At 38.6% G+C, this 11,339-nt stretch carries 10 protein-coding genes and 1 pseudogene; 7 read left to right on the top strand and 4 right to left on the bottom strand.

What is annotated here, in order from left to right:
* The first annotated feature begins 147 nt into the window (after positions 1-147).
* The 3 genes from ABDZ53_RS01230 to ABDZ53_RS01220 all read left to right on the top strand — a co-directional run bounded on the left by ABDZ53_RS01230 (position 148) and on the right by ABDZ53_RS01220 (position 3,526).
* Complete coding sequence (locus ABDZ53_RS01230; protein WP_343753172.1) at positions 148-702, top strand: polymer-forming cytoskeletal protein; 555 nt, start codon at positions 148-150, stop codon at positions 700-702.
* 241 nt (positions 703-943) lie between these two features.
* Positions 944-1,495, top strand: coding sequence for a polymer-forming cytoskeletal protein (locus ABDZ53_RS01225; RefSeq protein ID WP_343753170.1), 552 nt, complete (start codon positions 944-946; stop codon positions 1,493-1,495).
* Between the two features lie 333 nt (positions 1,496-1,828).
* Positions 1,829-3,526, top strand: coding sequence for a M3 family oligoendopeptidase (locus ABDZ53_RS01220; RefSeq protein WP_343753168.1), 1,698 nt, complete (start codon positions 1,829-1,831; stop codon positions 3,524-3,526).
* A 553-nt stretch (positions 3,527-4,079) separates the two neighbouring features.
* On the opposite strand, the gene ABDZ53_RS01215 is transcribed toward ABDZ53_RS01220, so the two are convergent.
* Together ABDZ53_RS01215 and ABDZ53_RS01210 are read right to left on the bottom strand one after the other, a co-directional pair.
* Positions 4,080-5,108 carry a GNAT family N-acetyltransferase gene (locus ABDZ53_RS01215; RefSeq protein ID WP_343753166.1) on the bottom strand — a complete coding sequence of 343 codons (1,029 nt, stop codon included), beginning with the start codon at positions 5,106-5,108 and terminating at the stop codon, positions 4,080-4,082.
* A complete protein-coding gene (locus tag ABDZ53_RS01210; RefSeq protein WP_343753164.1) occupies positions 5,105-5,872 on the bottom strand; it encodes a GNAT family N-acetyltransferase in 768 nt (255 codons plus the stop codon). Before ABDZ53_RS01210 ends, ABDZ53_RS01215 begins: the two co-directional genes overlap by 4 nt.
* A gap of 524 nt (positions 5,873-6,396) precedes the next feature.
* Between ABDZ53_RS01210 and ABDZ53_RS01205 the strand changes: the two genes are divergently transcribed.
* The 4 genes from ABDZ53_RS01205 to ABDZ53_RS01190 all read left to right on the top strand — a co-directional run bounded on the left by ABDZ53_RS01205 (position 6,397) and on the right by ABDZ53_RS01190 (position 10,351).
* Entirely contained in the window at positions 6,397-7,812 is a 1,416-nt protein-coding gene (locus tag ABDZ53_RS01205; RefSeq protein WP_343753162.1) for a peptidoglycan DD-metalloendopeptidase family protein, read from the top strand.
* A 136-nt stretch (positions 7,813-7,948) separates the two neighbouring features.
* Positions 7,949-8,707, top strand: coding sequence for a TrmH family RNA methyltransferase (locus tag ABDZ53_RS01200; RefSeq protein WP_343753160.1), 759 nt, complete (start codon positions 7,949-7,951; stop codon positions 8,705-8,707).
* Between the two features lie 165 nt (positions 8,708-8,872).
* Positions 8,873-9,394, top strand: coding sequence for an HD domain-containing protein (locus tag ABDZ53_RS01195; protein WP_343753158.1), 522 nt, complete (start codon positions 8,873-8,875; stop codon positions 9,392-9,394).
* Positions 9,395-9,589: 195 nt separating this feature from the next.
* Positions 9,590-10,351: a glucose 1-dehydrogenase gene (locus ABDZ53_RS01190; protein WP_343753156.1), complete on the top strand. Its 762-nt coding sequence runs from the start codon at positions 9,590-9,592 to the stop codon at positions 10,349-10,351.
* A 110-nt stretch (positions 10,352-10,461) separates the two neighbouring features.
* Here the strand turns inward: ABDZ53_RS01190 and ABDZ53_RS01185 are convergent.
* Positions 10,462-11,124, bottom strand: a pseudogene (locus ABDZ53_RS01185) (SDR family oxidoreductase); the annotation flags it as partial.
* A gap of 12 nt (positions 11,125-11,136) precedes the next feature.
* Complete coding sequence (locus ABDZ53_RS01180; protein WP_343753154.1) at positions 11,137-11,328, bottom strand: hypothetical protein; 192 nt, start codon at positions 11,326-11,328, stop codon at positions 11,137-11,139.
* Positions 11,329-11,339 lie beyond the last annotated feature (11 nt).

Genomic DNA, 11,339 nt, shown 5'->3' with positions numbered 1-11,339 from the left:
TCAAATTTGACAAAAAAATAAAGCCATAACAGGCTTTGTGTCACTTTTTATTGATTCCAGCTGTTAAACTCCCGTGATTGACATACTTTGTGAATGTGTTATTATAAATGTGCAATCAATCACATAAGTAAAACAGGAGGAACAAATATGGTAAAGTGGAACAGACTATTATTTATTACAGCAAGCGTGGGGGTACTAGCCGCTTGTGAAGGAGCCGTCAACGAAAATTCAAATGACGCGACTGAAGAAACGGCAGATACAGAAGAAACAGCAGATACAACTACTGGAGCAACACAAGTAGTTGTTAACGATGAAGAATCATTATTAGAAGGGTTATCTAGTGATGGAGCTTGGATCGTAATATTTGAAGATGACATTACAACAGAAGAAGAATTAGTCATGGTAGACGGTTTCACAAATAACGCTGGTGAACCTGAACGTAAACTAGCTTTATACACTCAAGATGAAGACCGTAACGTAACAGATACATTTACATTATCAGCACCAAGTATTACCATTCAAAATGAGAGCACTCGTTTGCAAAATGGTACATTCGAAGGTGACGTATACGTTGAAGCTGAAAACTTCCGTTTAATCGGCGGAACAATTGATGGAGATTTAATCTTCAGCAGTGAAGAGCTACAGGAGTCTGCTGAATTAGACGAAGGTACAGTTACTGGAGAAATCAGAGTAGAAGAATAATATAAGCTTTAGAACCCTCTCATGAGCCAAAATGGCCTTTTGAGAGGGTTTTTTATGAGAAAACAATGAGTAACTATTTAGGGATTTCTAAAGTGCAGATTTGTTGACTACTTCACAACGATAAGTTATAGTATACTAAGTAATGAAAAGAGGAAGGTTTGTCCGAATATCTATTCTCTCCGCTTCTTCTTTCATTTAGGGAAACTAATTACATTGCAAGTTGAAAGGTAAGGGATAAAAAATGGGTTTATTGAAAAAGAAATTAGCAGCAGGTGCAGCAGTCGTTGCATTAGGCGGATTTTTAGCAGCATGTGACAACGGCGGTACTGACGATGCAGCAACAGATAACGGAGACAACGGAGATGCAGTAACAGCTGCTTCTATTACAGCTGATCCTGAAGAAGTGGTTGCTTCTTTAGGCGCAGACGGAAACTGGATTACAGCACTAACTGATGACGTAACAGTTGACGAAGCGATTACTGTCGAAGGTGAGTTCCACTACTCTGGTGATGACAGCAATGAAGTCTACCGTAAGTTGGGTCTTTATGATAATGATGAAGATAACAACGTTAATAACAGATACACTCTATCTGTTCCAGAATTAATTGTTGAATCTCCAAACTTCCACATTCACCAAGGAACATTAGACGGAGACGTTTATGTTAATGCTGAAGGATTTAGTTTAGAAGAAGCGACTATCACTGGTAACGTGACATTTGCTTCTGAAGAATTACAAGAATCTGCAAACCTTGATGGTGGAACTGTAGAAGGCGAAGTAAGCGTAGACGAATAATTTCTGTAAAAAGGTGATCATACAATCTAACTTTTGGTGATATACCACCTGTCGGGCAGAGGAGAGAGGGTATAATCAACCTTACACGAATGAATGAAAGGACAACTCTTTGGGATAAAACCTGAAGAGTTGTTTTTTTCGTTTAATAGTACATAAAATGCGTATTGTTATAACTAAAAAAATTAGATATTCCGTTATCATTTTCCGAATGCATTAAGTATAGAACTTAGAAAAAAATATAATTTATTCACTCTGTTTTTTAATAGTTTTATATTGATTTTCTCATTCTTGTGCTATACTTAACTAAACTAAAAGTAGCATAGGAGGAACACAATGAAATTTAACGACTATACTTATGAGAGACCAGAGTATGAGCTATATAAAAAAGACTTTTTACTACTGGTTGACAATTTAAAGAGTGCGGATTCGGTGGAAGAGGTTAAAGAGTCTATCGATGAGATTTCTAATTTAACAGCATCACTCGAAACAATGGCTACCTTAGCATCCATTCGCTACTCTATTAATACGAAAGACGAGTTCTACGAAGAAGAGGACAAGTATTGGAATGAGTACTTCCCTTACTATCAGGAGTTGAGCACGACTTATTATAAAGCCGTTATGGACTCTCCTTATATAGAGGAACTGAAAAATGCCTATCCGCGTACATTCTTCCAAAATATGCAATATGAATTGGATTCTTTTGATTCAAAAGTCATTGACTTAATGCAAAAAGAAAACCAGTTAAGCAGCGATTATCAAAAGTTACTGGCTTCTGCTGAAATTGAGTTTGACGGGAAGAAACTGACGCTTTCTCAATTTGGTCCCTACTTGGAATCAAAAGATCGACAAGTGAGAAAAGAGGCTTCTGAGGCTCACTTGAGCTTCTTTAAGGAACAAGAAGATGAAATTGATCGCCTTTACGACGAGTTAGTCAAAGTAAGAGACACGATGGCGAAAAAATTAGGCTATAAAGACTTCGTAGAATTGGGGTACGTTAGAATGAAACGATTCGACTATAACCGTGACATGGTTGAAGTGTACCGTAAACAAGTTCTAGATTATGTTGTTCCTTTAACTAAAAAGTTAGCTGATAGACAAGCCAAGCGCATTGGAATTGAAGACATGAAGCATTATGATACGGCTCTTCAGTTCTTAGATGGGAATCCCACTCCTCAAGGAGACCCAGATTACATTATTGAAAATGGAAGAAAAATGTACCATGAATTAAGTCCTGAAACAGCTGAATTCATCGACTTCTTATTCGATAAAGAACTGGTTGACTTGCTTTCTAAAGAAGGGAAAGCTGGTGGAGGATACTGTACATATATTCCTGACTATCAATCACCGTTTATTTTTGCGAACTTCAATGGCACATCTGGAGATATAGACGTTCTCACTCACGAAGCGGGACATGCTTTCCAAGTGTACCAATCCAGATGGATTAAGCAGCCAGAAATTGTGTTTCCAACTTTTGAAACCTGTGAAATTCATTCCATGAGCATGGAGTTCTTTACCTACCCATGGATGGAATTGTTCTTTAAAGAGCAGACAGAAAAATACAAATTTGATCACTTAAGTGGGACGGTTCGTTTCTTGCCTTATGGCGTGTTAGTGGATCACTTCCAGCATGAAGTGTATGAAAATCCTGAATGGACGCCAGAGGAAAGAAAAGCAGCCTGGAGAAAATTAGAGAAGCAGTATATCCCTCATAGAGATTATTCAGAAAGTGACTTTTTAGACAAAGGAACATTCTGGTTTAGACAGGGACATATTTTTGGTTCTCCATTCTACTACATTGACTACACCCTTGCTCAAGTCTGTGCGCTACAATTCTGGAAACGAGCTATTGTAGACAAGGATGAAACAGCTTGGGAAGACTATATGGCTATTTGTAAAGCGGGAGGAACCAAGAGTTTCTTGGAAACTGTCGAAGCGGCTCATTTACGCTCTCCGTTTGAAGAAGGCTCATTAGAAGAGGTTGTTAAAACTATCGATGAAGCTTTAGATGCGGTTGACGATTCAAAATTGTAAGACCTATAAAAGTACGGATACATTATCCCCTTAAAGTTGATTAAATCTAACTTTAAGGGGGTTTTTAGTTTCTAAGTCACCTGTTTATCTGTTAAGTCATTCTAGCCACTTTTCTTATTAAAGCGTACAGCATACACGGAAGGTTTCTCCGTTTTCGCACTGGAATTTTAATGGGTATAGTTGCATGTGATAGTCAAATAACGACCCTATCATACGGGTGTCATTTTAACATTGGAATGAAGGAACTATACATCAATCACATCAGTTGAAGGGAAGAAAAAAGCTCGTATGATAGGGAAACAGTCTTTCCTTGTCATATGAGTTTTTTAAAAACAACAGTATGATATTGAAATGCGATTTCCCCCTCATACTAAACTATGGAAAACAGTCGTATGAGGGGGAAGTCTCATTATCTGCTAAGGATCTATGATATTCGTCTATTTAAAAATTTAAGCTCGATTGAAACAGAAAGAGAGACAGACTATTAAAAGTCTGTCTCTCGAATATAACTCATGAGGATCACTCTAGCCTCGAAAAAGGATGGTGCTGGTTTTTAGTGCTCTTCAAGTGTATCTGAAATGTCCTGAAACTTTTGACGCGACTCTTCTAAAGCCTGTTCCTTTTCCTTCATTTCTGCTTCTAATTCGTCAATCTCATTTTCCAGATTCTCTAACATATGGCTAGCCTCTGAAAAAGCTTCTACTATAGAAGAAGTCCGAAAGGCCTCTTTAGATTTTCCGTGAAGAACCCAAGGAGAAGGAAGCTCAAAAGGGTGTTTTGATGGGAGTGAAGCAACTTCTTCCTCAGTCAAATCCATCCAGATAAGATCCGCCGATTCTTGTACCTTAGCACGTTCTAATTCGGAGTGTACAGTTTTGAAAAAGCCAGACTGCTTCATAAAATCAGACCATGGGTAAACGACGTGTAAGTAGCTCTTCCCTTTTTCTTCTGTCCCTATCATCATGTAACGGGTTTGATTGTCATTTTCGAAAAAACGCCACTTATTTAATTGGTTTTCAAAAAGAGACGGTCGTGCAGGGAATGGATAATAAGCCTCAATGGGAAAGACATTCGTTTCAAAGTCAGGGTTTAAATAAGTTTTCTGTACCCATTTTACCTTTTCGTCCATAGAAGTTACTTCATGCCATACAGATTGGTTATGGCATAAAGATGAAACATCATCTGTTTGGGCAGCGTATAAAGTCGCTACGGGTGACATATTGAACTTTTTTAAAATAGAGAGAGCGGGTTTGTTATGTTGCTCCGTATTCGCACCAATCCATTGTACAGAGGGGTTTTTTAGCGCCTCTTCAATCACGTATTCTATGATTTTAGATCCGTATCCTTTTTTTCTATAACGCACGTCACTTCTTAAACGTCCAAGTATGGCAAATTCATCAGCGAACAGTGTATAGCCAGCGACTGCTATTAACGTATCCTGTGCAAACAAGCCGAATAAGAAGTTGTCCCCTTCGGTTAGACGATTAAACACGCGGAGCATGTAATCTTCTTCTAATTGCGTCTGCATCCTCTCATATAGGTGGAAATCCTCTTTGGTTAAAGGTCTCGTAGTTAAGGTCATAGAGTATCCTCCTCGATTTCTTTATGGGCTCCGATACGGAAGCTAATTGATTCATAGCCTTGCCTCTTATACATAGTAATAGGTGAACCCTCGGAGTCCGTTGCCAATATGACGGGCTTTTTCTGGTTTTTAGCCCATGCCATAACTTTTTGCTGTAAGGCAGTCGCTACTCCTTTTTGCCTAAACTCCTTGACAGTGAACAAATCATCTATTTCTATCGCTTGCCTGGACTCACTAACGATACACGAGCCTGCTGGTTCGTTATCATAAAAAGCCATGTAAAAGACGACGGTTTGGTCGGCAAATAAGTCATCATAAAACGGTCCTTTGCTTGTAGCGTACTCTTCGGAGATTGTTAAGTCTTCTATATAATTAATGGTTTTTAATGTATCCATCAAATCAGCTGCCACTTCTACAACAGTTATCGCCGAAGGGGTGGACTTAGAAAGAAAGGACTCAGGACTGATCTTCAGTAATTCTAACTTTTCTAGTTTATAGTCTTGATGGCTTAAATATTCTAATGTATCGGGCCTGATGCCTAAGTTATCAGGCCAGTAAAATTTAATATGAGATAATTGGTTTTCGATTGAAAAATATATTTGCATCTCTTCTATTAATTCAAATTCTGATACGGATGGAGAGAACTTAAGTTGGAAAAAGTTGGAATCGTATCTGAATCGAGTGTCGGGATTAAAATAATGTCTGAAAAATTCATTTTCATCTAAAAGATGACTGTATGTATTGAGGTTTTGAAATGACAGCATGTGCATGTTCCTTCCTTGACTCATTAGAGCTTATTTAAGAATAGCAAAATTTATCTTTTATGAAAAGAAAAAGGAATAAGTTGATCCGGCCCTTAGTCTCTTTTGAACAAAACAAACTTTCCTAAATAGTCATGAAAAACAAAATGAGGGATGAATGCGTTATTATTCACTCAGTTAAAGCTAGTGTGACACTGTTCTGAACCTATTTGTCACTTTTCATTCACAATAAAATTAAGCAAAAAAGAGCTATTTTATCATCTGTAATTTCTTAAAATGCTATCATATCAAGCTTTGTTAAGTTTCCGATTAGTCAAATATTCGCCATATAATACAAGACTGTAACAAATGACTCCGAAATCTGTTACACGATTTAAATCTTACACCCTCAGCTCTCATGTTATGATTCTCATAGTACTTGAAGAAAGCCACCTGATTAAGTAAGTATATAGTTATAATACTTAATAAAAAAGAAATGTTTAAATAAATTAAATTCTCGAATACTATTAGAAATAGGGGTTTGAAGATTGAATAAAAAAAGATTATTTGCCATTATAACAACGGCCGTTTTAGCGGTGCCTGCATTTAGTTCTGTTGGTTCTATAGAAGTAGAAGCATCATCTCAGCGTATGAGAGAATTGCAGCAGCAGCAACAAGAGTTAGAAAACAAATCAAACAGTATCAGTGGTGAGATCAGCAATAGAGAGCAACAGATGAAATCTTTAGAAGAAGAAAAAGCTCAACTTGAAAAAGAAGTAGCTGGTTTACAAGCGAATATTGATGAGTTAATTAAACAAATTTCTGAAAAAGAAGAAGAAATCAAAAGCATAGAAGCAGAGATTGAGCGTCTTCAAGCAGAAATTGCGCAATTAATTATTCAAATCGACCAAAGAAATGAACAGTTAGAAACACAAGCGCGTTCCGTACAAAAAAATGGAAACCCAGCTGACATTGTAGATATCTTGATGTCTGCCGACAGCTTGTCTGACTTAATTGGACGTATTAGTGTGGTAAACACTTTAATTTCAGCTAACCAATCCACTATGCAGGCTCAAGTTGAAGACCGAAAGGCATTAGAAGATGCTGAAAATCAAGTAAAAGCAGAGCAAGAAGAAGTTGAAAGCATCAAAGCACAATTGGAAGTCGATAGAAACAACTTAATTGCTCAAAGAATGGAATTGGATGACAAAATCATCCAAGTAGCAGAAAAATATGAAATGAATGCAGAAGAAAGAGCGTCTTTCATTAACGAGCAATCTATCATAGCTGAACGTACAAGCACATTAAATAAAGAAATGCAAAAAGAACAACAGCGTATTATCGAAGAAGCACGCCGTCGAGCAGAAGAACAACGTCGAGCGGAAGAGCAGAGAAGAAAAGAAGAGGAAGCTAGAGCACGAGCAGAAGCTGAAGCTCAAGCAGAAGTGGCTCGTAAACGAGCGGCTGCCGAAAAGAAAGCACAGGCAGAAGCTAAATCTAACTCGAGCTCTAATTCTAGCTCTAGCTCCAACTCAATATCCACTTCAAGTAACAGTGGAAACAACAGCGCACCTTCAAGCTCAGGATGGACTCGTCCAGCTAGTGGGCGCTTAACCTCTCGCTTTGGCTACCGTACGCACCCAGTTCACGGGGATCGTCGTCTTCATGCGGGAATTGACATTGCAGGTGGCGGACCAATCCGTGCAGCAAGAGGCGGAAGAGTCACGACAGCTGCCTATCATAGTAGTTTAGGATACCACGTTGTTATAGACCATGGGGACGGCTATACAACCGTTTATGCTCATATGACACCGAGCTTAAGTGTCGCACCTGGTCAACAAGTTTCTCAAGGCCAACAATTAGGCATTATGGGAACAACTGGAACATCAACAGGTGTACACTTACACTTTGAAGTACACCGCAATGGGACACCAGTCAATCCATTAAACTACATTGGCGGTTAATCACATAAATTATAGGTAACAAGAGGGGGAGAAATCTTCCTCTTTTTTATTTTCCAAAAAGACAGTTGTTTCATTCCGGTTACTATCAGTATAATAAATATGCTATAGTGATGAAAAAGAGGAAAGGAGAGACACGATGCTTGAAAAAATAGAATCCACACAAAATAAACAAGTGAAAGAGTGGAAAAAATTACTCAGCAGAAAAGGAAGAAAAAAGCAAAAGAAGTATATTATTGAAGGGGTGCATTTGGTCGAAGAAGCCAGACGATATGGAGCATCCATTGATACTCTCCTAATCAGGGAAGACAAAGTGGACGACTATAAGGAGTTAGTTACAGATTCAACCTTATTAATATCGAAAGAAGTTGCTCATACTCTAACAGATGCCATAACTGACCAGGGGATACTGGCTATAGTGGACATACGCGAAAAAAAGGATGCGGTAGAACTCGATAAACCTATTCTTTTAGTGGATGAAGTCCAAGATCCCGGGAACATAGGGACTCTTATTCGATCAGCCGATGCTGCAGGATTTGGGGCAGTCATATTGGGTAAAGGATCAGCTGATTTATACAACCCTAAAACGATACGGTCGACACAAGGCAGCCATTTTCACTTGTCTGTCATTCAAGACGAGTTAGAGGAATGGGTGGAGCGCCTAAAAATGGCCGGTCATCCGGTTTACGGAACGGCCTTAGATGAACGAGCAGTCTCACACCGAACAGTATCACCTCAAGATTCTTTTGGACTGATTGTTGGAAATGAAGGAAGTGGCGTTCGCCCCAACCTATTAAGTCAAACGACCAAAAATCTATATATCCCGATAAAAGGTAAAGCAGAATCTTTAAATGTAGCAGTAGCAGGTAGTATTTTAATGTTTGCTCTCTATCCATAAGTCCGCTGATTATGACAAACTGGACACATTTGTCGTGAAAACGTTTTTAAACCGCTGTTTTTCCTTTAAATTTCTTTCCATTCGTTGTAAGATACTTATTAGACGGCCATGAAAGCCAAGGCCACATATGAGTAGAATAACGAATACTAAAAAAGGAGACGTTTCATGGAATTTGTTCGTTCAGTTTGGGAAAATGACAAAGACTATATGGCGTTAGTTGAGGATTTGTTAGAAAACGAAGATTTACTTAAATTAGATGAGATTACGCATCACCGTTATACCACTCGTTTAATTCATTCTATATTTGTATCTTATGTAAGTTACCGTATCGCTAAACGTTTCAATTTAAATGTAAGAGCTGTTGCACGTGCAGGTTTATTACACGACTTCTTTCATGAAGATAGAGAGCAGATTGCAGCGATGAAAAAAGGGTCACACAACTTTGTTCACCCTCAGTTAGCTGTAGAAAATGCCTCAACTATTACAGAATTAAGTGATTTAGAAAAAGATATCATTTTAAAGCATATGTTCCTGTGTACAACAACAGGCTTACCTCGCTATAAAGAAAGCTTTGTTGTCACATGCGTGGACAAGTATTGCGCTATCAGTGAAGTAGCGAATCCAACTAGAGAAAAAGTTAAAGCAAAAGTCTCTAACTGGATGTTCAAATTGTTGGCTATAGCTTAAATCGAGATAAACAAACCGTACGGGCTTAAGCCCATACGGTTTATTTTTTTGTAAATAAATGAGAAGACGGTTTTTTATAATATTAAAGTGCTTTTTAATAGTGAGGCTGTCTTTTCCTCTCTTCTTATTGTTAAAATATTCACAATATAGTATAATAGTAGTGAATCTATTAGAATGAACGGAGGAGTGGTATTGATGAAACTGAACAATAAAGTAGCGGTGGTAACAGGTGGAGCATCAGGAATGGGAAAGGCAATTGTTGAATTGTTTGTGAAAGAAGGAGCAAAGGTTGTCTGCACAGACTATAACTTTGAAGGAGCACAAAAGGTTGTGGATGCCCTCAATAGGGACTATCCTGAATCGGCTATAGCTTTCGAAGCCGATGTTTCTGATCAAGCACAAAATGAAGCCATGATTGATAAAGCGATTGAGACATTTGATCAATTAGATATTCTGGTAAATAATGCGGGTATAATGGATGGGTTTGAACCGGTTAGTCGAACAGAAGTAGAGCGGTTTAAGAGAGTATTGGAAGTGAATACCCATTCTGTTTTCTACTCTATGCGTAAGGTTATTCCGATATTTGAAGAACAAAGGCACGGAGTCATTGTAAACAATGCATCTATAGCTGGGTTTGTAGGAGCCCATGCAGGAGTGTCTTATACAGCATCAAAACATGCAGTTATTGGGATGACTAAAAATACTGGATTTTCATATGCCAACAAAAACATTCGTTGTAATGCCATTGGAACTGGTGGAGTGAATACAAATATAGCCAGCACAATGGGAGAGGTTGATCCTGAAGCCTATGGGTACATTGAAGCTGGGAATACCGGAAATATTCGAGTAGCAGAACCTGAAGAAATTGCACGAGTGGCACTATTTTTAGCTTCAGATGACAGCAGCTTTGTGAATGGGTCTGTTTTGACGGCTGATGGCGGGTTGACTGCTTATTAAATTTTGCAACAGTAAAACAAAGAATCAGATAGGGAATACCCTACCTGATTCTTTGTTTTTATGATAAGTGACAGAAAAGAGCTTAATTCATTTATCCATCGCACACGCATCTATCCATTTACTATAGTCCCACCGTTAATATGAATTGTTTGTCCAGTCACATAGCTGGTGTCACTTGTAGCAAGGTAGACATAGGCAGGAGCCAATTCATAGGGCTGGCCTGCGCGACCAAGTGGCACACCACCGTGTTCTTCCAGTGAAGAACCTATAGTGGCCGGAATTAATGGAGCCCAAATCGGACCGGGCGCGACTGTATTGACACGAATTTTCTTCTCTAGTATTTCTTTATTCTGAGATAAAGAACGTGTAAAGGGAACAATCGCTCCTTTAGTTGACGCATAATCCATTAATCCAGGAGACCCTTTATAGGCGGTAACAGAAGTGGTATTAATAATGGATCCATTTTCAGCCATATGAGGGAACACTTCTCTTGCAAAATAAATCATCCCAAAAATATTCGTGCGGAAAGTGCGATCGAGCTGGGCAGCGTCAATATTTAAAATACTTTCCTGTGGATGCTGTTCAGATGCATTATTAACAAGGACATGAATCTCTCCCCATTCATCGACAATACTTTGAACGGTCTTTTTAACAAAAGATTCATCTCCAACGTCTCCCGTAAAGAGAAGAGGCTTCACACCTAACTCATTGAGTCTTTCCATAATAGTATCCGTATCTTTTTTCTCTTCTAAATCAATAATGGCTACATTGGCGCCTTCTTTTGCTTAGGCTATAGCTGCAGCTCTTCCTATCCCGCTATCGGCACCTGTTATAACCGTATTCATGCCCTTCATTTTCCCAGCAGCTTTATACGTATCGCTTTCGACTTGTGGGATATCATCCATTTTATCTCGGTCATCCGGCATCAAATAATCTTTCTTCGGTTCTTGTGTTTTGATTTTATCTTCGTTACTCATACACGTCTCCT

Origin of the sequence: Alkalibacterium iburiense (genome assembly GCF_039521845.1) — a bacterium.
Classification (GTDB): domain Bacteria; phylum Bacillota; class Bacilli; order Lactobacillales; family Carnobacteriaceae_A; genus Alkalibacterium; species Alkalibacterium iburiense.
This window is presented reverse-complemented; position numbering and strand designations above follow the sequence as displayed.

What these genes read in the sequence shown, in the direction of transcription:
- ABDZ53_RS01230 (WP_343753172.1), top strand. Translation starts at nt 148, where the DNA reads ATGGTAAAGTGGAACAGACTATTATTTATTACAGCAAGCGTGGGGGTA.
- ABDZ53_RS01225 (WP_343753170.1), top strand. Translation starts at nt 944, where the DNA reads ATGGGTTTATTGAAAAAGAAATTAGCAGCAGGTGCAGCAGTCGTTGCA.
- ABDZ53_RS01220 (WP_343753168.1), top strand. Translation starts at nt 1,829, where the DNA reads ATGAAATTTAACGACTATACTTATGAGAGACCAGAGTATGAGCTATAT.
- ABDZ53_RS01215 (WP_343753166.1), bottom strand. Translation starts at nt 5,108, where the DNA reads ATGACCTTAACTACGAGACCTTTAACCAAAGAGGATTTCCACCTATAT.
- ABDZ53_RS01210 (WP_343753164.1), bottom strand. Translation starts at nt 5,872, where the DNA reads ATGCTGTCATTTCAAAACCTCAATACATACAGTCATCTTTTAGATGAA.
- ABDZ53_RS01200 (WP_343753160.1), top strand. Translation starts at nt 7,949, where the DNA reads ATGCTTGAAAAAATAGAATCCACACAAAATAAACAAGTGAAAGAGTGG.
- ABDZ53_RS01195 (WP_343753158.1), top strand. Translation starts at nt 8,873, where the DNA reads ATGGAATTTGTTCGTTCAGTTTGGGAAAATGACAAAGACTATATGGCG.
- ABDZ53_RS01190 (WP_343753156.1), top strand. Translation starts at nt 9,590, where the DNA reads ATGAAACTGAACAATAAAGTAGCGGTGGTAACAGGTGGAGCATCAGGA.
- ABDZ53_RS01180 (WP_343753154.1), bottom strand. Translation starts at nt 11,328, where the DNA reads ATGAGTAACGAAGATAAAATCAAAACACAAGAACCGAAGAAAGATTAT.